Genomic DNA, 22786 nt, shown 5'->3' on the forward strand with positions numbered 1-22786 from the left:
TTTGTACATCTCTTGCAGATCTCTTGAAGTTTGCAAGTAGTTTTCTCAGGGAGAACTTTCTGTCAACCGGATGTTCACCTGGGGTCTCTAAGTTCTTGCGCATGCAACCCACATCGCAGACGCGCGCGCGGATTCCCGCGGTCTCCGAAGTCCCGGAGGTTTCCGAGGAGTACGCGCGCAACCCGCGCAAACGGAAGATTGATTGGCGGCAGATCGGCCTGGCTGCGCTGCTCATCGGCCCGAACCTGCTGCTCCTCATTCTGTTTACCTACCGGCCACTGGTAGATAACATCCGCATCTCCTTCTACGACTGGAACATCTCCTCGCCGACGATGCACTTTGTCGGCCTGCAGAACTACCTCGACTGGTTCCAGGCCCCGGACACCGGGCGCGTGGTGTTTAACACCGTCGTGTTCACCTTCTTCGCCGTCGCCGGCTCCATGGTGATCGGGCTGGCGCTGGCGCTGCTGCTGGACCAGAAGCTGTTCGGCCGCGCCGCGGTGCGCTCCATGGTCTTCGCTCCTTACGTCATCGCCGGCGCGGCGATCGGCGTGGCCTTCCAGTTCGTCTTCGATCCCTCCTACGGCCTCATCCAGTTCTTCCTGGCCAAGATCGGGGTGGATGTGCCCAACTTCTACCAACAGCAGAACTGGGCGCTGTTCATGGTCACCGTCACTTACGTGTGGAAGAACGTGGGCTACGTCTTTGTCATCTATCTCGCCGCGCTGCAGGGGCGCCGCCGCGACCTGGACGAGGCCTCCGAGATCGACGGCACCTCGCCGGCGCGCCACTTCTTCCGCGTGGTTCTGCCGCAGTTGCGCGGCACGACCTTCTTCCTGCTCATCACGGTGCTGCTGAACTCCTTCCAGGTCTTCGACATCATCAACGCCATGACCGGCGGCGGTCCGTTCGGCTACGGCACCTCCACGATGGTGTTCCAGGTCTACCAGGAGACGTTTGTGAACAACCGCGCCGGCTACGGCGCCGCGGTGGCCACGATCATGTTCCTCGTGGTCCTCATCATCACGGTCATCCAGGTGAAGATGCAGGAAAGGATGGAGAAGTAGATGTCTACGAAGCAGACCATCCCGGCGGTCACGCACTCCGCTCCCCGGGGCGACCTGCCCCCGGTGCCGGGCTCCCAGTCCGACGCGGAGCCGGTGATCACGGAAACGCAGCGCAAGCGCAAGGGCGCGCCGATGGACCACTCGCACCCGGCGGTGAAGGTGCTGGGCTACATCGCGCTCGTGCTGACGGTGCTGGTGATCATGGTGCCGCTGTACTTCATCTTCATCACCAGCTTTAAGTCGTTCCAGGATGTCTACTCGGACCCGATCTCGTTTTGGCCCAACCCGTTCAAGGCGGAGAACTATTCGTACGTGTGGCAGACCTCCGGCTTTGCCAGCTACCTGAAGAACTCTGTCATTATCACGCTCGTGCTCACCATCATTGAGGTGGTCCTCGGCGTGTTGTCGGCCTACGCCTTCGCGTTCCTGCGCTTCCCGGGCCGCAACCTGCTGTTCCTGCTCATCATCGCCTCGCTGATGGTGCCCAACCAGATCACCATCATCTCCAACTACTCGCTGGTGGCCTCGCTGGGCTGGCGCGACACCTACGCCGGTGTGATCATCCCGCTGGCCGGCGTCGCCTTCGGCGCGTTCCTCATGCGCAACCACTTCCAGTCGCTGCCGCCGGAGATCCTGGAGGCCGCACGCATGGACGGCGCGGGCTTCTTTACCACCCTCTTCCGTGTGGTGCTGCCCATGTCGTGGCCGACGCTTTCCGCGTTCGTCCTGATCACCGTGGTCAACGAGTGGAACCAGTACCTGTGGCCGTTCCTGATCACGGACACCCCGGCGGCGGCCACGCTGCCCGTCGGCCTGACCCGCCTGCAGGACGCCGAGGGCGTGACCAACTGGGCCCCGGTGATGGCCGGCACCGTGCTGACCACCCTGCCCATGATCATCATCTTCCTCATCCTGCAGAAGCCGATGATCAAGGGCCTCACCGCTGGTGCGGTGAAGGGCTAGGCGCTTCTCGACGCCACCGTCACCCCCACCAACCGCAACACTTCCAACAACACATCAAGGAGAAACACCATGTCCCGTCACACCAAACGCATCGCCGCCCTGGGCGCAGCACTGCTCACCACCGTCTCGCTGACCGCCTGCGCGGGCGGCTCCACCACCGCCTCCAACGGCTCCAAGGACTCCGGCGACGCCAACACCATCACCTTCTGGTCCAACCACCCGGGTTCCTCCCGCGACCTGGAAGAGGAAATGATCAAGGAGTTTGAGCAGGAGAATCCGGACCTGCACGTCGAGCTGGTGACCGCGGGCTCCAACTATGAGGAGGTGGCGCAGCGCTTCAACGCGTCGCTGGCCGGCGGCGACCAGCCGGACGTCCTCGTGGCCTCCGACGTCACCTGGTTCAACTTCGCGCTCAACGAGGCAACCACCCCGCTGGATGAGCTGTGGGAGATGAACGACATCGACGCCGACAGCTACGTCGACACCCTGCGCGAGGACTACAAGTACAACGACAAGCACTACGGCGTCCCGTACTCCCGCTCCACCAACCTGATGTACTGGAACACCGACGACCTCAAGGCTGCGGGCCTGCCGACCGATCGCGGCCCGGAGTCCTGGCAGGAGTTCGACGAGTGGGCGACCGCCATCAAGGAGAAGCTGAACAAGCCGGCCGTGACCGTGCCGGACGGCTCCAACTACCTGGACTGGTACTTCCAGGGCATGATCTGGGCATTCGGCGGGTCCTACTCCAACGAGTGGGAGCCGAACTTCACCTCCCCTGAGTCCATCGAGGCGGGCAAGTTCCTGCAGGATCAGGTGAAGGAGGGCCACATCGAGATCGCGACCGACCCGACCGTCGCGTTCGGCTCGGGCAAGGCTTCCGGCCTGCTGGAATCCACCGGCTCCCTCGGCGGCCTGAAGGAGACCGCGACCGTCCCGTTCATCACCACCTACCTGCCGGGCCCTGGCCCGTCCGCCGCAACCGGCGGTGCCGGCCTGGCCGTGCCTAACGGCATCTCCGATGAGCGCAAGGCCAACGCGGTGAAGTTCATCGACTTCATGACCAACACCAAGAACACCATCAAGTTCTCCCAGAAGACTGGCTACATGCCGGTGCGTAAGGACGCCCTGGAGGATCCGGAGGAGAAGAAGTTCCTGGAGGAGAACCCGAACGCGGAGACCGCGATCAAGCAGCTGAACGAGAACACCAAGCCGCAGGACTACGCCCGCGTGTTCGTCTCGGGCGGCGGCCAGCGCATCGGCGGCGCGCTCGACCGCATCACCGTCGGCGGCCAGGACGTGGAGCAGACCTTCGCCGACCTGCAGAAGGAGACCCAGGGCGTCATCGACCGCGACATCACACCGAAGCTCTAAGCCCGCACCCTGCACATTTCGCACCACCTGAAAGGACATCATGGCCACAGTTGAATTCCGCCAGGCCTCCAGGATCTACGATCCGCAGAAGCCGCCGGCGGTCAGCCGCCTCAACCTGGAGATCGCCGACGGCGAGTTCCTGGTGCTTGTAGGCCCGTCGGGCTGCGGCAAGTCCACCACGCTGCGCATGCTCGCCGGGTTGGAGCCGGTTGACGAGGGGCAGATTCTTATCGACGGCACCGACGTCACCGAGACCCGCTCCCGCGACCGAGACGTGGCCATGGTCTTCCAGTCCTACGCGCTGTACCCCAACATGACTGCGCGCCAGAACATGGCGTTCGCCCTGCAGAACGCCAAGGTGGACAAGGCGACCATTGAGGAGCGCGTGAACTTCGCGGCGAAGATGCTCGAGCTCGAGGACCTCATCGACCGCAAGCCGTCCGCCATGTCCGGCGGCCAGCGCCAGCGCGTGGCCATGGGCCGCGCGATCGTGCGCCAGCCGAAGGTCTTCCTCATGGACGAGCCCCTGTCCAACCTGGACGCGAAGCTGCGCGTGTCCACTCGCGCCCAGATCCTGCAGCTGCAGCGGGAGCTGAACACCACCACGGTCTACGTCACGCACGACCAGACCGAGGCGATGACCATGGGTGACCGCGTCTGCGTGCTGAAGAAGGGCATCATCCAGCAGGTCGACGCCCCGAACACGCTGTACGAGAACCCGGGCAACACCTTCGTCGCCACCTTCATCGGCTCCCCGGCGATGACGCTGATTGAGAACGTGCCGGTGGTTGGCAACCGCGTCGCGGGCGGCAAGGACCACGCGCTGGACTACCACATGCCGGCGGAGCAGATGGCCAAGGTGCAGTCCGACCGCGTGATCGTGGGCATCCGCCCCGAGAACTGGGAGATCCTCGGCGTGAACCAGCCGGGCGAGCAGTACGGCCTGCCGGTGCGCGTGGACATCGTGGAGCACCTCGGCTCCGAGCTGTACGTCTACGGCAGCCGCGAGGAGAAAGCCGACGACGTGATCGCCGTGCGGGGCGACCGCATCACGGTGAAGGTGCCGCGCGGCATCAACGTGGATCAGGGCGACACGATCTACCTGCGCCCGATGGAGGGCGGCTGCGTCTTCTTCGCCCCGGACACCGAGATCAACTACGACTACCTGTAGAGCCGGTAGGAGTTTGCGGCGTCGCCCCAAAACACGTCCTCGGCGTGGTCGGGGCTGATGTGATTACCGCAGGGACGCGAAGAGCTCCTCCGCCGCGGCCTCGTCCCAGAGCAACACGTTGCCCACGTCGGTGTCCTGGAAACCACCGAGCGGGATCGTCTCTGCGTTGATGCCGCCGCGCATCGCCAGCGGGATGCGGGCCAGGTTCCAGATGTGGTCGCCCTCGCCGACCGAGAACATCGTCGGCACCGTCCACAGCAGCGGGACCAGGCGGAAGGGGTTGAGGAACACGGCGGGCGAGGTCACCTTGTCCAGCATCGCGCCGAGGAAGTCGCGCTGCCGCATGACGCGGTCCAGGTCGCCCTGTGCGGTGGCGCGGGTGCGCACGTAGCCCAGGCTGGTCGCGCCGTCCATCTTCTGGCAACCGGGCTGGACGGAGATGTTGGCCAGGGGGTCGTCGATCGGCTCCTGCACGCAGATCTCCACGCCGCCGACGGCGTCGACCACGTTGGCCAGCCCGCCCATGCCGATTTCGGCGTAGCGGTCGATGTGCAGGCCTGTGCTCTCCTCGACGGTCTGCGCCAGCAGCGGGGCGCCGCCGTACGCGAACGCGGCGTTGATCTTGTCGTAGCCGTAGCCCGGCACGGCCACGTAGGAATCGCGCGGGATGGACACCAGCGTCGGCTTCCCGTGCAGCGGGAGGTGTAGCAGCATGATCGTGTCGGTGCGGGTTGTGCCCAGGTCGCCGCCCGTGCCGAGGCGCTCCACGTCCTTCTCGCTCAGGCCCTGGCGGGAGTCGGAGCCGACGAGCAGCCAGTTCGTGCCCGAAGTGTTCGCAATCTGCTCGGGCGGGAGCGCCTGGATGCGGGTGAGGCGGGCGTCGGTAAACAGCGTGCCCACCACCACGAGCACGATCAGCGCGAGGAAGAGGACGCCGCAGCCTGGGGCCTTCGCTTTTCGACGCCGCTTCGTTCCCCTTCGACGCCCCCGCGACACCTGCGACGGCACCGGCTCGCGGGCGGGCTCGGGCGCCGGGCGCGAGTACTGCGGGGTGCGACGGGGCTGGTATTCCTGGCGCGGTGCTTGCTGTCGGGGGCGCTCCACGCGGGTGAATTCGGGGACGCGTCGTGGCTCGTATTCCTGGCGCGGCGCCGGCTGCCGGGGAGGCTCCTGGCGCGCGCTGCGCTTGCGGATTGGCCGACCGTACCGGTCTACCAGGGGCTTTCCATCCTTGCCCAGCACGAACTCCCCCAGGTGATCGCGTGGGTCGTTGGAGTGGGGCGTCGAAGACATGCACTTAGTGTAACGGTTGTGGCGCGTGGGACCTACTGCTTCGTAGCGCCGCGCGCTGGGAGTTCGCCGGGAAATCCGCCACTAGATGCCCTGGACGGGGCGGTCGGAAGCTACCGAAGAAGAGTTGTGCAACAATTGCTGCACGATTATCATGCAGGTATCACTGCACGAAAGAAGGAGGTTTCATGTCCCCTCGCACATACCACCATCCAGAAACCGATGAGATCACACTGGCTAGAGTGTTGGCAGCCCTGAGCGATCCCACGCGTCTGGAGATGATTCGTCGCCTAGCGGACGGGGGTGAGCACGATAGTCTCGAGCTCGCAGACGATCTTCCTCGGTCGACCCTGACTTATCACACCCGCATGCTGCGCGATGCGGGTGTGACATGGACGCGGAGTGAAGGTCGTGCGTGTCTCATTCGGCTGAGAAGTGAGGATCTAGATCAGTTGTTCCCGGGCGTGCTTGCGGCTGTGATCGCCAACGCCGGCACGAAGGCGGGACGAGCTTGATGGGGCGGCTTTGGCCCTTCGTGGTGGGCAGTGTTGCTCTCGGGCTAGACGCCTACGTTGTTGCCGGTCTTCTTCCTGCTATTGCCTCGTCCATGAATGCACGCGAATCCACCGTGGGCCTGGGGGTGGCGGCCTTCACCGGCGCATATGCAGTAGCAGGACCCCTGCTGGCTGGGCGTGCGGGTCGGAGATCACGACGGAGCCTGATCCTTTCCCTTCTGGTTTTTACAGTGGCGAACTTAGCCACAGCGCTCTCGTCGACCGTCGTGGTGTTCTTGGTTACCCGAATAGTGGCTGGCGCGGCAGCGGGGGTGTACTCGCCCTTATCGTCCGCGGTTGCCGCCGAACTCGTGGGAGAAGAACGCCGGGGACGCGCGTTAGCCCTGGTCCTTGCGGGTTTGGCAGTTGGTACCGTGTTCGGTGTCCCGATAGGCTTGGAGCTGGCACATCGCTGGGGGTGGCGAGCCGCCATTTTGTTGATCGTGGCTATCGGTGGCGCATCACTAGTGGGAGTCGCTGTGCGGGGAGGAGAACTGCCAGCAATACCTGCGTCGGGTGCGGGCGACCGGCTGCGATCGATCGCGCGCCCCAAGAACTTGCTCACGGTGACAGTGACATTGCTGACTGGCGTAGCTTCTCTGGGGCTCTATACATATATGACCGTGATTCTGTCCGTGGGAAGTCTCGCCACACACCAGACTCTTGCGATTTGGGTTTGGGGCGTTGGAGGCGCGGTGGGTGCGCTAGGTATAGGCAGACTCATGGATCGGTGCAATCCGCTGCGTCTCAGTGTGACCATCCTCGTGGGGCTCATCTGCGCGTTGCTCGGTATGACGCAGGGGCAGACCGTCTGGCTTCTGGTTGCGAGCCTATTTGTTTGGGGAATGTGCGGGTGGGCCTCACTTGCGCCCCAGCAGCACATCCTTCTCCAGGCAAACCCGGCTGACGGCGCCACTGCCGTAGCCGCGAATGCCTCTGCTAACTACTTGGGATCGGCACTGGGCGCGACTGCTGGCTCACTGCTCGTAGCGGCACAGGCGGCGCCTACCGTTCTCTGTAGCTCTGCAGCTGCCGTGGCCGGGATGGCACTGCTTTGCCAGCTTTTTAGGCAGCGCATGAATTCCAAGGAGTAGACACGTGCGCTTTAACGCCCAGGGCCTGCATCCTGGCGGATTGCGAGGACGTGTGACTGTGGCAAAACCAGCGGAGCCGACTAGCACGGTGAGCCCAAAGGCGGAATTCACTGCCGAACACGCCACCGCCCATGATCAGTCACCGGAAAAACCACCATTCTTTTCATGGTTGAACTACGGCACGGCGAGTATATCTAGATGTACTGACCGGGGACGTTGGTCAATCGGGAGATGGGCGGCTGGTAGTCGCAGGCCGTGTGCGGCCGGTGGTGGTTGTAGTGGTGGAGCCAGTCAGCGAGTGCGTCGCGACGCTCCTGCTCGCTGGTGTAGCAGCGAGCGTAAGCCCATCCGTCGGCCATTGTGCGATGGAAGCGTTCGACCTTGCCGTTGGTTTGCGGCCGGTAGGGGCGGGTCCGCTTCGGGGTGATGGACAGCTCCTCGCAGGTGCCGCGCCACAGGTGCGAGCGGTAGGCACCGCCATTGTCTGATAAGACTCGTTCGACAGTGACGCCACGATCGGTGAACCACTCGACCGCACGGTGCAGCACAGCGACCGCAGTGGTGGCGGTCTCGTCGTCGTGGGCCTCGGAGTACGCCACTCGTGAGTGATCGTCGATCACGGTGTGGATGAAGGCGTACCCGAGCTTGGGATCGCGCCACTTGTTCTTCGGCTTGTCGGGGGTGGCGGAACGGTTCTTCTCTCCTTGGCGGCGGCCCACGTAGCGCCAGCCACCGCCATCGGGAATGTTCCCGAACTTCTTCACGTCTACATGGATGAGGGAGCCAGGGTAGCGGTGTTCGTACCGGCGAACTAGCTCGCCAGTGGCGCGGTCGAGGTAAGCAAGTCGGTTCAATCGAGCCGAGCGCAGGATGCGGTGCACGGTCGATGGAGCGACACCGACGCGCACGGCGAGCTGAACCGGTCCTTCTCGCAGCCTCATTCGCAGGCTGATACAGCGCTTCGTGACCGCGAGCGATGTCTTGGTCGGTGAGTTCTTCGGGCGCGAGGACCTGTCCTGCATGGACTCGCCGGACAGATAGCGGTCGACCCAACGCTTCACGGTGGGCCACGACACCTGGAACCGGGCTGCGATCTCGCTGATCGGCCATCCTTCGTCGACGACGAGGCGGGCGACCTTGAGTCGGTGGCGAGGTGTGAGAGCGGCGTTCGCGTGCGTCGTCATCGGACCGGCTCCCACTGGAAGCGCCACCGGCCAACGAGAGCAGCGACAGCGAGTACAACGCACAGAAGAAACACCGGCATGATCATGGCGGCTAGTGGGTCGCCGTCCCACGCGTGTTGAGCGGCTTCGACGAACCAACGGACGGGTGAATACTTAACGATCTGCTGAATCGCCGACGGCATCTCCGCCAATGGCGTAAAGGCTCCGGATGTGAACATGAGCAGGATCATGAGCACGTTCCCTATGCCCGTAGCGGCATTGGCGGACGGATAGAGCGCCGCAAGCGCGCAACCCACTGCCAGGAAGGTGCTGAGCCCGATGAGGCACACGGCCAGGACACCTGGGACGTGGCTAGGCATGGGCACCCCGAAAACCCCGATCCCAATCGCCAAAGCGGTGAGCATGCCCGCAATACCAACGACGAAGTGCACGGTGAGGCTCGCTGCGATGAAGGTGGAACGACGCAGCGGCGTAAGACTCAGGCGTCGGAGTGCGCCCGTGTCACGAAGGGTCAGCATCGCCACGGGCACCTGGAGGACCCCGGTCATGGCGAGAACAAGAGAGGCGAAGGCGGGCAGGGTCGCATCGAGGAATCCCCGTCCACCGAACTCCGGTCGCGGATCGTTACCGAAGATCACACCCAAGGCCAACACCAAAACCGGCGCGAAACCGAAAGAGAAGAACAGGCCTACAGGGTCGCGGCGCTGGGAGCGCCATAGGGCTTTGAGAAGGGCTCGATATGCGTTCATGCCGCCTGCTCCTCGGTGGTGATGTGTCGACCGGTGAGGGCCAGGAAGACGTCTTCAAGGCCGGGAGTCGTCGTGCTCATGCTCGTTACGGTGATGCGGTGTGTCGCCAGTGCAGCAAGGACGCCTTGCAGCCCGTCCGCAGCGCCGCGGATGGTCAGTTCCCGTCCCTCTATTCGAGCGCTGGTCACGCCAGGAACTCCGTTGAGGTCGAACTCTGCGCTAGGCGACGCCGACAGGATGAGCTTCGCCGTGGTTTTGCCGGCGTGTTGCTGGATGAGGGAAGCCACTGTGTCCAAAGCAACCAACCGGCCGTGGTCGATGATGGCTACACGGTCGCATAGCCGTTCGGCCTCCTCCATGTAGTGGGTTGTGAGAACGACCGTTGCACCGCTATCGCGGACGTGCTCGACGGTGTCCCACATGTTTCGACGTGACTGAGGATCGAGAGCGGTGGTGAGCTCGTCCAAGAAAGCGAGCTGGGGACGGTTGATCAAGGCGAGGGCGACGAACACTCGTTGACGCTCCCCACCCGAGAGCCTGTCAACGCGGGCGTTGGCCTTGTCCTTGATCCCCAGATCCTTCAGCAGTTCGCGCCAAGGCCGCGGACGCTCGTAGAGGGCGGAGTAGAGCTCGAGGGCGTCCTGCACAGTGAGGCGAGGTGGCAGGGCCGCGCTTTGCAGCTGGACCCCAATTTGCTGAGCCAACGAGTGCTGGTCCTTGATGGGGTCGCAGCCGAGCACCTCGACGTGCCCAGACGAGGGGCGGTCCAGTCCTTCCAGGCAGTTCAACAGGGTCGTCTTACCAGCACCATTCGGGCCCACGACCCCGAAGATCTCTCCTTCACGGACCTCGAAGGAGACGTCTTCGAGGGCAGTGAAGCTGCCGAAGTTGCGGCTGACAGCCGCACAGCTCACGACATTCTTCATCCCTCATCACCCTCGGAGTCCACGGGGGCCTGATGGCCAGGCATCGCCTGCATGACGATCTGATCGAGCGCCTCCTGGCGCATCAAAGCGATCCCTTGGTTCGCGTCAGCGAGAAGGAGCAGGGTGTCGCCCGGGTGAATATCGAAGAGCTCCCGCGCGCCCTTGGGGATGACGACCTGTCCCTTGGGGCCGACCTTGACCGTCGCGGCGTACTTGCCCGGTGGGGGCGTTTGATCCATGTCCATGTTGACCTCCTGGTTGGTGTCACAAGTATAACAAGTATAACAAGTGGCACCAACCGGGAAGTGACCTCACGGCATGTAGTCGATCAACGTGTCCGGTCAGTACATCTAGATGCCCAGCCAAGAGAGGTCTATCAGCGGGTAGGCCACAAAGGCGACGGCGTCGATGAGGAAGTGCGCGAGCACCAGCGGCCACACGGCGCCGATCTCGGGTGTGCGCCACTCTGCGGCCGCAGAGTGGCTCCGCCTGCTCCGCCACAGGAAGTAGCCCGCGAAGACCACGCCCATCACAATATTGCCCGCGCCCGCCGAAACGCCCTGGTAGAGGTGGTAGGAGCCGCGCAGCAGCGCAGACGCCGCGACCGCCTGCCAGGGTGCCCACCCCAGGGCCCGCAGCCGGGTCACCAGGTAGGCCACCACCACGACCTCCTCGCCAAAGCCGTTGGCCAGCGCCCACAGCAGCGAGGTGGGGATCTGCACCGCCTCCGTGGCGGGCACCACCACCTTGGACAGGCCGAGGTGCACCGCGCCGACGTAGAACGCCAGGCCCGGCAGCCCGATGAGCGCGGCCAACCCGGCCGCGTGCGCCCAGTCGCGCCATTTCGGCCAGCGCCACTGGGCGCCAAGAAGGTACCAGGCCAGCCCTCCCCACGCGAACAGCGTGCCCGCGGAGGCGACCTGCATGGCCAGGTCCAACCAGCCAATACTCGAAGCCTGCTGCACCAGCGTGGTGGACTGCTCGTTTAAGGGGGCGGTGAGGTAGGCGTCGATAAGCTTGAGCCCGGAGCGAAGCCCGCTCATGCCGAAGGTGACTGCGAGCACGAGAATAATTTCGGTGATGAGGCGGCGGCGCATGCGATAACTTTAAGCCCATGACCCGTATCGCGTACCTGGGACCTGCCGGCACGTTTACTGAGCAGGCTGTGCACGCCTTCGCGCTGCCCGCACCGGAGCTCGTGGCCGTGGACTCGTCGGCGGAGGCGCTCGCCGCGGTGGCCGAGGGGCGGGCCGACCGCGCGGTGGTGGCCATCGAGAACTCGGTCGACGGAGCCGTGACCACCACCTCGGACGCGCTCCTGGCCACCCCGGGCGTGCAGATCTTCGCCGAAACCGAGCTGGAGATCGCGTTTGCCATCATGACTCGCAAGGGGCAATCGCTTGCGAGCGCCACCCGCTTCGCCACCCACCCCGTCGCCTACCAGCAGGTGAAACGGTGGATGGGCGAGCACGCGCCGGGCGCCACCTTCCAGGCCGCGACCTCGAACGCGGCCGCCGCGCAGCAGGTCGCCGAGGGAGCGGCCGACGTCGCCGCCGCCCCGGAGCGCGCCGCCGAGCTCTTCGGGCTTGAGGTTCACGCCCGCAACGTGGCGGACCTGGAGGCGGCGCGCACCCGCTTCGTCCTCGCGGGCCCGGTGGCGGCCCCGCCCGCGCGCACAGGCAACGACCGCACCTCCATCGTCTTCCAAACGCCCAACGAGCCCGGCAGCTTGGTGGGCATCCTGCAGGAGTTCGCCTACCGCGGCGTGGACCTCTCGCGCATCGAGTCCCGCCCGACCCGCGAGGAACCGAACACGTACAACTTCTTCGCCGACCTCGTCGGCCACATCGATGACGCGCCGGTGGCGGAGGCGCTGCGCGGGGTGTACCTGCGCTCCTCGCGGATCCGGTTCCTCGGGTCGTGGCCGCGCTGCGCCGGCGGGCCGCACCCGGTGCGCGACGCGCGCATCGCGGCGGCTGCGGAGTGGGTCGACGCGGCCCGCGCTGGGACACTCGGGCAGCAGGAGCGCGCCCGCTAGCCCCAGCCGAGGGCGTGGAGCTCGTGCTCCTCCATGCCGAAGTAGTGGCCCACCTCGTGCTTGACGGTCACGTCCACCTCGTGGCGCAGCTCCTCCACGGAGTGGCACATCGCCTGGAGCGGCTGCTTGTAAATGAACACCGCGTCGGGCAGGTAGCCGGTGTGGTTGGCGTGCTGCTCCGGCAGCGGCACGCCTTCGAACAGGCCCAGGATCTCGGGCTGGTCCTCGTTGAACTCGCGCGCAAGGATGACCACGTTGGTCATCCGGCGGGCAAACTCGTCGGGGATGGTGTCCAGGGCGTCGTCGATCATCGCCTCGAACTCCTCGTCGCTGACCTCGACCATTACTGCACAGTCTCCGGGGCAGCCTCCGGGGCGGCTTCTGGGGCAGGCGAGGCCGGGGCGGAGGAGGCGGCCGGCGTCTGGTTCTCGCGCAGCGGGCGGCGCTGGGGTCGCTCCGGCGGCGGGGTGCCGTCGATAAGCAATGCCTCCCGGCCTCCGGTTGCCGAGCCCGTGAGCTCGGAGAACCCGCCGTTGGGCGAGGAGAAGACGAGCGCGCAGTTTACGCTGTGCGAGCCGCCCTCCCACGAGGCGGGCTGCTGCGTGGTCCAAAACGGCTGCAGCGAGATCTGGTACAGGTTCTCCTCGCTGCCCAGGTAGGTGTGGGCGGCCTCGGTGCAGGCGTCGCCGAGGTACTTGTCCTGGTCCTCCACGGTCGGCGTGCCGTCGGGGAAGATCGGGGCGAGGTCGACCTTGCTGGTGATCTCCATCTGGTGCGGCTGGCCGCAGTCGACCACTGTGGCGTTGTTCGCGCCGTCGATGGCCACGCACTCGCCGGGCGCGAAGGTGCGCGCCTGGTCCTCTTCGGCGACGCGACCCGTGGTGAGCAGCTGCTCGCCGGCGCGGTTGGTCTCCTGCAGGCCGCACAGCATGGTGCGGTCGCCCGCCTCCCAGGCCGCGGCCGGCGGGAGGATCGGCGCGATGGAGTAGCGGCCGTTCGGGTCGTATTTGCCCTCCAGGTAGCGCAGGGTGGACGCGCCGCACAGCTCCTCGCGCAGCTGCGCCTGGCGCGTCGGGTTGGGCATGGGTGCGTCCTGCCCAAACTCGGAGGTGGGGTAGATGGCCAGGTCTTGGCGCGAGGCCACCTCGAAGCGGTGCTCGACGGCGCAGTCGGTCTGTTCAAAGCCGGTGACGCTGCCGTCCTCGGCCACGTTCCAGGTCAGGCAAGCGCCCTGGTCAGCGGTGGTAAACGGCGTTGGCGGCGCGCCGTGCTCGCTGGTCTGCGCCTGGGGTTGTCCCTGCTCGCCGTTCGCGCCCCCGCCTGGGGCGTTCGCGTCGGTGGTCATGGCGTAGGAACCCATGCCCACCGAGCCGGCGAGCGCGGCGATGAGGAACGCGCGGGTGGCGTTGGAAGTCGAAACCATGCCTTACATACTAGGCAACTGCTCGCCGCAGTCGGCGTCCTGGCCGACGCGGGTGGTCAGCCAGTAGCGGTCCGAGCGGTAGCACGAGGTGCAGTATTCCACCGGTCGCGCGCCGCTTCCGGCCCGCCGCACGATGCGCAGCAGTGCGGTCCCGGTTTGCACCTCCAGCGCCTTCGCGTTGGCGGCCGTGGCGCTCGCTGCGGTGACGGTCTGCTCCGCCTCGGTGATGGGCAGCCCGTAGCGGGTACGGAGTAGCGAGTAGACGGATTGCTCCACGTCGTGCTCGAGTAGATCCGGGACGAGCGCCGCGTTGTACCAGGCGTCGTCCACGGCGTAGGGCTGGCCGTCGCCAAGCCGCAGCCGGCGCAGCTGGATGTGCGGGGTCTCCGGCGCGGTGCCAAAGAACTCGGCCGCGTCGAGCGGGGGAGTGGCGAGGCCAGAGTGCAAGATTATCGACGCCGCGTCCACCCGCTGCTCACGCATCTCCTCCGAAAAGCTCGCCAGGTGCATGCGGCTTACCAGCGGCGACGGCGCCACGAACGTGCCCTTGCCGCGCACCCGCCGCAGCTTCCCGTCCGCGACGAGGTCCCCGATCGCGCGCCGTACCGTGATGCGCGAAACGCCGTACTCCTCCTCCAGCGCCCGCTCGCCGGGCAGCAGGTCCCCGGGAGCGAGTTCCTCGGCGCAGCGCCGCTCCAACAGCGCCCGCAGCTGGGCGTGTTTGGGGACCGGGCCGTTGGTGATCATACCTCCACCATACCGCGCTGGTTATGACCAGCTGGGGTGAAATGGGATGTGGTGTGCGTCGCTAAGCTCGGTGCGCAACGCCACGCCCCATTCCCGGCTGCGGTGGGGCGGCGACAAGGTAGAGTGAGTGCTTGTGATTGATCTGAAATTCCTGCGCGAAAATCCGGACGTTGTACGCCAATCCCAGACCGCCCGCGGTGAGGACCCGGCGCTGGTTGACCAGCTGATTGCCGCCGACGAGCAGCGCCGCGCCGCGATCCAGGCGGCGGACGAGCTGCGCGGTGAGCAGAAGGCGTTTGGCAAGAAGATTGGGCAGGCGGCGCCGGAGGACCGCCCCGCACTGCTGGAGGGTTCGAACGAGCTCAAGGCGCGCGTGAAGGCCGCCGAGGCCGAGCAGGAGGAGGCAGAGGCCAAGGTCAAGGCGCTGCAGTTCAAGATCCCGAACCCCATCCAGGGCGCGCCCGCCGGCGGTGAGGAAGACTTCGTCGTGCTCGAGCACGTCGGTGAGGTCCCGGAGTTCGACTTTGAGGTCAAGGACCACCTGGACCTGGGCGAGGCGCTCGGCGCGATTGACATGAAGCGCGGCACCAAGATCGGCGGCGCCCGCTTCTACTACCTGGTCGGCGACGGCGCCTGGATGCAGCTGGGCATGCTCATGCACGCCGCGAAGAAGGCGCGCGAGGCCGGCTTCAAGGTCGTTGTCCCGCCGGTGCTGGTGCGCCCCGAGATCATGGCGGGTACCGGCTTCCTGGACGAGCACGACGAGGAGATCTACTACCTCGAGCGCGATGACCTCTACCTGGTGGGCACCTCCGAGGTGGCGCTGGTCGGCCTGCACCAGGACGAGATCATCGATCTTTCCGACGGCCCGCTGCTCTACGCCGGCTGGTCCTCATGCTTCCGCCGCGAGGCCGGCTCCTACGGCAAGGACACGAAGGGCATCCTGCGCGTCCACCAGTTCGACAAACTCGAAATGTTTGTCTACTGCAAGCCGGAAGAGGCAGAGGACATGCACCAGAAGCTGCTCGGTCTGGAGCGCGAGATGCTCGCCGACGTGGAGGTGCCTTACCGCGTCATCGACGTCGCCGCGGGCGACCTCGGTTCCTCCGCGGCCCGCAAGTTTGACACCGAGGCGTGGGTGCCGTCGCAGCACACCTACCGTGAGCTGACCTCCACCTCCAACTGCACCACCTTCCAGGCCCGCCGCTTGAACATCCGCTACCGCGACGAGAACGGCAAGACCCAGATCGCCGCGACGCTGAACGGCACCCTGGCCACGACCCGCTGGCTGGTGGCCATCTTGGAGAACAACCAGCAGGCCGACGGCTCCGTCCGCGTGCCCGCCGCGCTGCAGCCGTGGGTGGGCAAGGAAGTGCTCGAGGCCTAATGGGCACCGCACCGCAGTGGAAGACGCTGCGCGGGTTCACCGTCCCGGCGGACTACCGGGCCCCGGCGAAGCACCCGGTGGAGTCGAAGGAGCGGCTCTACCCGTTCACCGTGCGCATGTTCAATCGCCTGATGCGCCTGCAGCGCATGCGCGTGCGCGTGGTGGGGGCGGAGCACGTCCCGGAGCGCGGTGGCGCGATCATCGCTGCCAACCACACCGGCTACTACGACTTCATGCTCACCGGCACCGGCCCGCTCCTGCAGGGCGGGCGCCTGCTGCGGTACATGGCGAAGCAGGGCGTGTTTGACATCCCCGTGCTGGGGACGCTGCTGCGCACCATGAAGCACGTGCCGGTGGACCGGGACAACGGGGGCTCGGCTGTCGACGCCGCCGTGCGCGGCCTCCGCGACGGCGACCTGGTCGGCATCTTCCCGGAGGGCACGATCTCGCGCTCCTTTGAGCTCGCGGACTTCAAGACGGGCGCGGCACGCATCGCCGCGCAGGCGGACGCGCCGCTGATCCCGTGCGTGATCTGGGGCTCGCACCGCATCTGGACCAAAGATTTGCCCAAAAAGTTCCGCGGCGTCGGCGTGATCGTGCGCTACGGCGCACCGGTCGAGGTCACCGACGACGCCGAGGCCGACACGGCGCGGCTCAAACAGGCGATGCAGCGCATGCTCGAGCAGTCCCGCGCTGAGTACGACGCGGAGTTCGGCCCGTTCGCGCCCGGCGACAAGTGGGTGCCCGCCTCCCTCGGCGGCGGCGCGCCCACGCTGGAGCAGGCGGCGGAGATGTACGAGCGCGAACGCGCGGAACGCAAGGCGAAAAAGGCCGCGAAGCAAGCCAAGAAAGGCACCTAAACTCATGCACGCCCCCAAGCTCATCATCAGCGACATCGACGGCACCTTCATCACCCCCACCGGCCGGGTGACCCCGAGGCTGCGCGACACGGTGGTCCGCGCGGTGCGTTCGGGGGCCAAGTTCGCCCTGGCCACGGGGCGCCCTCACCGCTGGCTCATGCCGGTGCTGGATCAGCTGCCCATCGCGCCGACCTGCGTGTGCGCGAACGGCGCTGTGGTCTACGACCCGGTGAAAGACACCGTGGTGCGCTCCTTCGAGCTCGCGCCGGAGACGATGCAGCGCGTCGTCGACGCCGTCGGCAAGGCGCTCGGCCCACACGGCCTGCAGCACGGCTTCGGCGTGGAGCGCGTCGGCCAGAGCGCGCTCGACCCGGAGGAGGACTGCTTCCTCATCACCCCCGAGTACAACCGGGACGCCTGGGACAGCAACTTTGGCATCGGCACCGCCGCGGAAATCGTCGCCGAGCCCGCCGCCAAGCTGCTCGTGCGCTGCCCGCAGCTGCGCTCCGCGGAACTGTTCGACCTGGTCGCGCCCACCATCGAGCCGGAGGACGCGCACCTGACCTATGCCATGGACGAGGGCCTCATCGAGCTGTCCCACCCGGGCGTGAACAAGGCGACCGGCGCGTCCGTGCTCGCCGCCAGCTACGGCATCGACGCCTCCCAGGTCATCGCGTTCGGCGACATGCCCAACGACCTCGAGCTGCTCGCCTGGGCCGGGATGGGCGTGGCGATGGGCAACGCCGCGCCCGTGCTTCTCGACGCCGCCGACTACACCACCGCCACCAACTCCGAAGATGGGGTGGCGCAGGTGCTGGAACACTGGTTCTAGCTGTACGGACCGGAGACGTTGATCGATGGGACCGGCATCAGCCGACCATGTGCAGGGCGATTGATTCCTTGACCTGTTCGATGAACGCCCGAGACGCGGGGCTCGGATTGAAAGAGCCCCACGCGACGTACTCGGCCCGGCAGGGGCCATCGGCCACGGGAACTGCTCGCAGCGCTGGGTTAGCCGGCACACATTCGACGGGCAGCAGGCAGACGCCCAACCCACGTTCGACGAGGGCGAGCATGAACTCGGTCGACATCGCCTCGAAGCCCACGCGGCGCTGAAGGCCTGCGGCAGCGAATGCCCGATCGCCTTGGAGTCTGCCTGGTGAACCGGCCGGGAAGTCGATGAACGTCTCGTCGACCAAGTCAGCCAGGGCCAGGGTGCCCGTGTGCGCTAGCCGGTGTTGTGACGCCATGACGGCGACGAGACGCCCTCGGGCGATCTCGTGCGCGGTGAGTCCGGACGCTGGGGCGACGTCGGCGTCCACGCCGAGAAAGGCCACGTCGAGTCTCCCGCTGCCGAGGTCGCGCATGAACTCATTGCTTCCCCCGCCCCGCACGGTGAGGTCCACGTGGGGATGGCTGGCGTGGAAGGCCGCGATGATGTCGGGCACGCTGACGGCTGTGACCGTCGGGATGACACCTACCGATAGGCTTCCGCGGACCTGGCCCACGGCCTCGGCAGCGACCGCCACGGCACGGTCGGCGGCTGCGAGGCTGGCGCGTGCTTCCATGAGGAAGGCTTCGCCGGCGGCGGTCAGCTCCACCCGACGGGATGAGCGCACGAACAGTGCCGTGCCGAGTTCCTGTTCGAGGGCCTTGATCTGGTGGCTCAGTGCTGATTGCACGACGAAGCAGCGTTCTGCTGCTCGCGTGAAGTTGCGCTCCTCGGCGATCGCCACGACGTACCTGAGCTGTTGGAGTTCCACTAAACCATGATTGTAGGTCATTGTTTGGATGAGAACAATGTGTTGGACTCACCGCTGGTGGGCGACTGACAATGGATCTATGAACACTTCTTCCCATGGTGCCCGCAGTTCGTTGCTGTGGACCTGTCTGACGGCGCTGGCCCCCGCTACGTGGGGGACAACGTACATCGTGACCACCCACCTCCTCCCAGCCGGACACCCCTTGTTCGCCGCGTTCATGAGGACGCTGCCGGCAGGGATCATCGCGGTGGGCCTGTCGATGCAGCTGCCGCGCGGCTCGTGGTGGTGGAAGAGCTTCGTGTTGGGCGGTCTGAACATGGCCGCGTTCTTCCCCCTGCTGTTCTTGTCGGCGCAGCGTCTTCCGGGCGGGGTCGCGGCCACGCTGGGTGCGGTGCAGCCCATCATCGTTGCCCTGCTGGCCGTGGCTGTCCTCCACGAGCAACTCTCCGGCTGGCGCCTGGGATGGGGTGTCGTGGGTGTCGTGGGGGTGGCTCTCGTGGTCCTTGGGCCGAGCGCCGCCCTGGACCCGGTGGGTGTGGCTGCAGGACTCGGTGGCACAGGGGCCATGGCCACGGGCGTGGTCCTGACCAAGAAGTGGAAGCTCCCCCAAGGTGTCTCGCCCATCGCATTGGCCGGTTGGCAGCTGACGGCCGCCGGCCTTCTGCTGGCGATCCCGGCGCTGCTGGTGGAGGGGCCACCGGCAGTGATTTCCGGTCGTGGCTGGCTTGGGTACGCCTGGCTCGGCCTGGTCGGGGCACTGGTCTCTTACAGCCTCTGGTTCACCGGCATCCGACGCCTGCCCGTCACGTCCACAGCCCTCCTGGGACTTCTCTCGCCGTTGGTCGCCGCCCTGCTCGGCGTCCTGATCGCGCACGAACACCTCGGAGCCGAGCAGTACCTCGGCTTCGCGATCGCCCTGGCCGCCATGGTCTGTGGCCAGCTACCCGCACCCACTCATCATCGAAAGGACAATTCATGAACATCACGGTTCTCGGAGCCACCGGCATGGCCGGCGCAGCGATCGCGCAGGAGGCCACACGCCGCGGCCACCACGTCACTGCCGTATCGCGGAACCCACAGGAGACCAACGACCCGCATACCACCGTCACTCGTCTCGATCTGACAGACCTCGAGGCACCCTTGCAGCCCGTCCTGAACGACGCAGACGCCGTCGTGCTCGCCGTGCGCATGGCCCCCGGCGACGAAAGCCGTGTGGCTCCGCTGACCAGCCGTGTCCTCGACCACGCCGCCGTCGCGGGGGTCCGGGTCTTGGTCGTGGGAGGAGCAGCGCCCTTGCGCTCACCTCACGATCGAGAGTTGCTCGTCCTGGACGACCCCGCCTTCGTGCCGACCCAGTGGCGTGACATCGCGTCGGCCAGCCTCGACCAGTTCAACGCGTGTACCGAACATCCGAACCAGAACTGGATCTACCTGAGTCCGTCGGCAGTCTTCGAGCCCGGACAGGGAACCGGCGCCTATCGCCGTAGCGGTGACACGCTCCTCATCAACCACGATGGCACGTCGCGGATCACTCCTGCGGACCTGGCCCTAGCGGTGCTCGACGAGCTCGAGCAGCCCAGCGCCGTACATCACTTCACCGCCATCGAGCTGGCAAAGGGTCTGGCCTAGGGCCAGCGGTCCACAGAGGAATCCACGCTAACAACCGTGAGGGGGTCGAGCTATCGGCCCCCTCCGTCTATTCCAAGGGGACGCTCTTGCTCCACGCCAACGCAGCACTGACCCCGCGCCACCGCTTGATCGTCGGCCAGCTCGTGGTCGACCAGGGCTGGCCGATCAGCGAGGTCGCCGCCCGGTTCCAGGTTTCCTGGCCCACTGTGAAGCGCTGGGCCGACCGCTATCGCGCCGGCCAGTCGATGCAGGACCGCTCGTCACGGCCGCATCACTCGCCGAACAAGACCAACGCGAAGACGACGAAGCGCTGCATCCAGCTCCGTCTCCGTCTTCGAGAAGGACCCGTGCAGCTCGCTTGCCGGCTGGGGATCGCTCCGTCGACGGTTCACCGGATCCTCGTCGACGCGCACCTGAACCGGCTTTCGCATGTCGACCGGGCAACCGGGGAGCCGGTCCGCCGCTACGAGCACGACCACCCCGGGGCGATGCTGCACGTCGACGTGAAGAAGCTCGGCAACATCCCCGACGGCGGCGGCTGGCGCTACGTCGGCCGCCAGCAGGGCGAGAAGAACCGCGCCGCCACCCCGGGCAAGCCCAAGAACAAGTACAGCGATCCGTTGATGGGCAAGGCCTACGTCCACACCGTCATCGACGACCATTCCCGCGTCGCCTACGCCGAGATCCACGACGATGAAACCGCCCTCACCGCCACCGCGGTCCTCGTCCGGGCCGTCGAGTGGTTCAACGCACGCGGGGTGACCGTTGAGCGGGTCCTGTCCGACAACGGCGGCGCGTACCGCTCACACCTGTGGCGAGACACCTGCCACGAGCTCGGCATCCGGCACAAGCGCACCAGGCCCTATCGGCCGCAGACCAACGGGAAGATCGAACGCTTCCACCGCACCCTGGCCGACGGCTGGGCCTACGCCCGCTGCTACACCAGCGAGACCGAACGCCGCGGAGAACTCGACGGCTGGCTGCACTACTACAACCACCACCGGCCCCACACCGCTTGCGGGAACCAGCCGCCCTTCTCACGCTTGACCAACGTACCCGGTCAGTACATCTAGCCCACACCATACAATTGTCGGCATGCCTCTCATCGCCGCCATTGACCAGGGCACGACCTCGACCCGCGCGGTCATCACCGATACCGAAGGACGCGTCGTCGCCCAGGCGCAGTTCGAGCACACCCAGCACATGCCACGCGAAGGCTGGGTCGAGCACGACCCCATGGAGATCTGGCGCAACACCCGTCGCGCGCTGAGCGAGGCGATGGCGGAGGCCGACATCGCCGAGGACGACATCGGCGCGCTCGGCCTGACCAACCAGCGCGAAACCGCCGTCATCTGGGACAAGGCGACGGGCGCGCCGATCTACAACGCGATCGTGTGGCAGGACACCCGCACCAACCCGGAAAACGACGCCGACCCGGGCCGCTACCTCGAGCGGACCGGCCTGCTGCACAACTCCTACCCGGCCGGACCGAAGTGGGCCTGGATCCTGGACAACGTCGAAGGCGCGCGCGAGCGCGCCGAGCGTGGCGAGCTGCTCGCCGGAACCATTGATACCTGGCTGATCTGGAACCTCACCGGCGGCGCGCGGGAACCCGAGCGTGCGCTGCACGTCACCGACGTCACGAACGCCTCGCGCACCCTGCTCATGGACCTGCGCACGCTCGCGTGGGACGAGGACCTGTGCGCGGAGATTGGGGTTCCGCGGCGGTTGCTGCCGGAGATACGGGCGTCGATAGGCACGTTCGGCACCGTGCGCCGCCGCGGCCCGCTCGCGGGGGTGCCCATCGCGGGCGTGCTGGGCGACCAGCAGGCCGCGCTGTTCGGGCAGCACTGCCTGCGCGAGAACGAGGCGAAGATGACCTACGGGACTGGGCTGTTCATGCTGCTCAACACGGGTGCGCAGCCGCGCATGAGCAGCGACGGCCTGCTTACCACCGTGGCGTACCAGATCGACGGCGAGCCGCCGGTGTACGCGCAGGAGGGGTCCGTGGCCGTCGGTGGCTCCCTGATCCAGTGGCTGCGCGACCAGCTGGGCATCCTGCGTACCGCGGAGGAGTCGGAGCGGCTCGCGGCGCAGGTGGACAACAGCGGCGGGGTGGTGATCGTACCGGCGTTCTCCGGGCTGTTCGCGCCGCGGTGGCGCCCCGACGCGCGCGGCGTGATCACGGGCCTGACCAGGTTTGTGGATCGCCGCCACATCGCCCGCGCCGCGCTCGAGGCCACCTGTCTGCAGGCGCTCGAGGTGGTGCGCGCGATGGGTGGCGAGCCAACGGAGCTGCGCGTCGACGGTGGCATGACCACCAATGACCTGCTCATGCAGATGCAGGCCGACATCCTGGGCCTTCGCGTCGAGCGTCCCGCGAACACGGAAACCACGGTGATGGGCGCGGCGTCGGCTGCGGGCATTGGGGCCAAACTTATTTGCGCCCCCTTGTCCCTCGGTCCCACCACCGCCTGGGAAAACACGTGGGCCGGCCCCGAACGGGACCGGCTGGTGGCGCGGTGGGAGGACGCGGTGCGCCGCTCCTACGACCAGGCCTAGCTGCG

The 22786-nt window shown here is 66.5% G+C and carries 24 protein-coding genes; 14 read left to right on the forward strand and 10 right to left on the reverse strand.

All coding sequences use genetic code 11. From position 1 onward, the window contains the following. Positions 1–101 precede the first annotated feature (101 nt). From CKJ85_RS08675 to CKJ85_RS08690, 4 genes are all read left to right on the forward strand, one after another. On the forward strand, positions 102–1067 hold the full coding sequence (locus CKJ85_RS08675; RefSeq protein WP_095278879.1) for a carbohydrate ABC transporter permease: 966 nt from the start codon (positions 102–104) through the stop codon (positions 1065–1067). After that, positions 1068–2030 carry a carbohydrate ABC transporter permease gene (locus CKJ85_RS08680; protein ID WP_095535978.1) on the forward strand — a complete coding sequence of 321 codons (963 nt, stop codon included), beginning with the start codon at positions 1068–1070 and terminating at the stop codon, positions 2028–2030. A 69-nt stretch (positions 2031–2099) separates the two neighbouring features. After that, positions 2100–3404, forward strand: coding sequence for an ABC transporter substrate-binding protein (locus CKJ85_RS08685; protein ID WP_095535979.1), 1305 nt, complete (start codon positions 2100–2102; stop codon positions 3402–3404). A gap of 40 nt (positions 3405–3444) precedes the next feature. Beyond that, the gene (locus CKJ85_RS08690) at positions 3445–4575 is read left to right on the forward strand and encodes an ABC transporter ATP-binding protein (RefSeq protein ID WP_095535980.1); all 1131 of its coding nucleotides are present in this window, start codon (positions 3445–3447) and stop codon (positions 4573–4575) included. Positions 4576–4638: 63 nt separating this feature from the next. Here the strand turns inward: CKJ85_RS08690 and CKJ85_RS08695 are convergent, their stop codons facing one another. Beyond that, positions 4639–5868 carry an LCP family protein gene (locus CKJ85_RS08695; protein WP_095535981.1) on the reverse strand — a complete coding sequence of 410 codons (1230 nt, stop codon included), beginning with the start codon at positions 5866–5868 and terminating at the stop codon, positions 4639–4641. Between the two features lie 185 nt (positions 5869–6053). Between CKJ85_RS08695 and CKJ85_RS08700 the strand changes: the two genes are divergently transcribed. Both CKJ85_RS08700 and CKJ85_RS08705 read left to right on the forward strand, forming a co-directional pair. Next, a complete protein-coding gene (locus CKJ85_RS08700; RefSeq protein WP_095278884.1) occupies positions 6054–6380 on the forward strand; it encodes a helix-turn-helix transcriptional regulator in 327 nt (108 codons plus the stop codon). Continuing rightward, complete coding sequence (locus tag CKJ85_RS08705) at positions 6380–7513, forward strand: MFS transporter (RefSeq protein ID WP_233127025.1); 1134 nt, start codon at positions 6380–6382, stop codon at positions 7511–7513. Before CKJ85_RS08700 ends, CKJ85_RS08705 begins: the two co-directional genes overlap by 1 nt. Positions 7514–7707: 194 nt before the next feature. Here the strand turns inward: CKJ85_RS08705 and CKJ85_RS08710 are convergent, their stop codons facing one another. From CKJ85_RS08710 to CKJ85_RS08730, 5 genes are all read right to left on the reverse strand, one after another. Further along, positions 7708–8697, reverse strand: coding sequence for an IS481 family transposase (locus CKJ85_RS08710; protein WP_095554085.1), 990 nt, complete (start codon positions 8695–8697; stop codon positions 7708–7710). Further along, complete coding sequence (locus tag CKJ85_RS08715) at positions 8694–9446, reverse strand: ABC transporter permease (protein ID WP_095554086.1); 753 nt, start codon at positions 9444–9446, stop codon at positions 8694–8696. The genes CKJ85_RS08710 and CKJ85_RS08715 overlap by 4 nt, the downstream gene beginning before the upstream one ends. Beyond that, positions 9443–10372, reverse strand: coding sequence for an ABC transporter ATP-binding protein (locus CKJ85_RS08720; RefSeq protein ID WP_095554087.1), 930 nt, complete (start codon positions 10370–10372; stop codon positions 9443–9445). The genes CKJ85_RS08715 and CKJ85_RS08720 overlap by 4 nt, the downstream gene beginning before the upstream one ends. Beyond that, positions 10369–10617 carry an AbrB/MazE/SpoVT family DNA-binding domain-containing protein gene (locus tag CKJ85_RS08725; RefSeq protein WP_095554088.1) on the reverse strand — a complete coding sequence of 83 codons (249 nt, stop codon included), beginning with the start codon at positions 10615–10617 and terminating at the stop codon, positions 10369–10371. The genes CKJ85_RS08720 and CKJ85_RS08725 overlap by 4 nt, the downstream gene beginning before the upstream one ends. Positions 10618–10722: 105 nt before the next feature. Beyond that, positions 10723–11469: a CPBP family intramembrane glutamic endopeptidase gene (locus tag CKJ85_RS08730; RefSeq protein ID WP_095554089.1), complete on the reverse strand. Its 747-nt coding sequence runs from the start codon at positions 11467–11469 to the stop codon at positions 10723–10725. Positions 11470–11486: 17 nt separating this feature from the next. Between CKJ85_RS08730 and pheA the strand changes: the two genes are divergently transcribed. Next, positions 11487–12410: a prephenate dehydratase gene (gene pheA, locus CKJ85_RS08735; protein WP_095537443.1), complete on the forward strand. Its 924-nt coding sequence runs from the start codon at positions 11487–11489 to the stop codon at positions 12408–12410. Here the strand turns inward: pheA and CKJ85_RS08740 are convergent. The 3 genes from CKJ85_RS08740 to CKJ85_RS08750 are packed head-to-tail and all read right to left on the reverse strand — an operon-like array spanning position 12407 to position 14580. Next, complete coding sequence (locus CKJ85_RS08740; RefSeq protein WP_095278888.1) at positions 12407–12754, reverse strand: metallopeptidase family protein; 348 nt, start codon at positions 12752–12754, stop codon at positions 12407–12409. The two genes, pheA and CKJ85_RS08740, sit on opposite strands and share 4 nt — an antisense overlap. Continuing rightward, a complete protein-coding gene (locus tag CKJ85_RS08745; protein WP_095554090.1) occupies positions 12754–13833 on the reverse strand; it encodes a septum formation family protein in 1080 nt (359 codons plus the stop codon). The genes CKJ85_RS08740 and CKJ85_RS08745 overlap by 1 nt, the downstream gene beginning before the upstream one ends. A gap of 3 nt (positions 13834–13836) precedes the next feature. Then, a complete protein-coding gene (locus CKJ85_RS08750; protein WP_095535985.1) occupies positions 13837–14580 on the reverse strand; it encodes a GntR family transcriptional regulator in 744 nt (247 codons plus the stop codon). Between the two features lie 133 nt (positions 14581–14713). Here CKJ85_RS08750 and serS point away from each other — a divergent pair, with 133 nt between their 5' ends. From serS to CKJ85_RS08765, 3 genes are read left to right on the forward strand one after another with little or no spacing between them, the layout of a single operon-like run. Beyond that, positions 14714–15967, forward strand: coding sequence for a serine--tRNA ligase (gene serS, locus CKJ85_RS08755; protein ID WP_095554110.1), 1254 nt, complete (start codon positions 14714–14716; stop codon positions 15965–15967). Next, positions 15967–16827: a 1-acyl-sn-glycerol-3-phosphate acyltransferase gene (locus CKJ85_RS08760; protein WP_095535986.1), complete on the forward strand. Its 861-nt coding sequence runs from the start codon at positions 15967–15969 to the stop codon at positions 16825–16827. Before serS ends, CKJ85_RS08760 begins: the two co-directional genes overlap by 1 nt. 4 nt (positions 16828–16831) lie before the next feature. Beyond that, positions 16832–17659, forward strand: coding sequence for an HAD family hydrolase (locus CKJ85_RS08765; RefSeq protein WP_095554091.1), 828 nt, complete (start codon positions 16832–16834; stop codon positions 17657–17659). A 37-nt stretch (positions 17660–17696) separates the two neighbouring features. Here CKJ85_RS08765 and CKJ85_RS08770 read toward each other — a convergent pair whose 3' ends face one another. Then, positions 17697–18611, reverse strand: a complete 915-nt coding sequence (locus CKJ85_RS08770; RefSeq protein ID WP_095535988.1) for a LysR family transcriptional regulator — start codon at positions 18609–18611, stop codon at positions 17697–17699. Between the two features lie 58 nt (positions 18612–18669). On the opposite strand from CKJ85_RS08770, the gene CKJ85_RS08775 reads away from it, so the two are divergent. The 4 genes from CKJ85_RS08775 (at position 18670) to glpK (ending at position 22781) form a co-directional block, all read left to right on the forward strand. Further along, a complete protein-coding gene (locus tag CKJ85_RS08775; protein WP_095535989.1) occupies positions 18670–19569 on the forward strand; it encodes an EamA family transporter in 900 nt (299 codons plus the stop codon). Next, positions 19566–20219, forward strand: a complete 654-nt coding sequence (locus CKJ85_RS08780) for an NAD(P)-dependent oxidoreductase (RefSeq protein WP_095535990.1) — start codon at positions 19566–19568, stop codon at positions 20217–20219. The genes CKJ85_RS08775 and CKJ85_RS08780 overlap by 4 nt, the downstream gene beginning before the upstream one ends. Before the next feature lie 86 nt (positions 20220–20305). Next, positions 20306–21292: an IS481 family transposase gene (locus tag CKJ85_RS08785; protein ID WP_095535991.1), complete on the forward strand. Its 987-nt coding sequence runs from the start codon at positions 20306–20308 to the stop codon at positions 21290–21292. 22 nt (positions 21293–21314) lie between these two features. After that, a complete protein-coding gene (gene glpK, locus CKJ85_RS08790) occupies positions 21315–22781 on the forward strand; it encodes a glycerol kinase GlpK (RefSeq protein WP_095535992.1) in 1467 nt (488 codons plus the stop codon). Positions 22782–22786 lie beyond the last annotated feature (5 nt).

The sequence above is a fragment of the Corynebacterium sp. NML 150383 genome (assembly GCF_002285085.1).
In the GTDB taxonomy this organism is placed as follows: Bacteria; Actinomycetota; Actinomycetes; order Mycobacteriales; family Mycobacteriaceae; genus Corynebacterium; species Corynebacterium gottingense.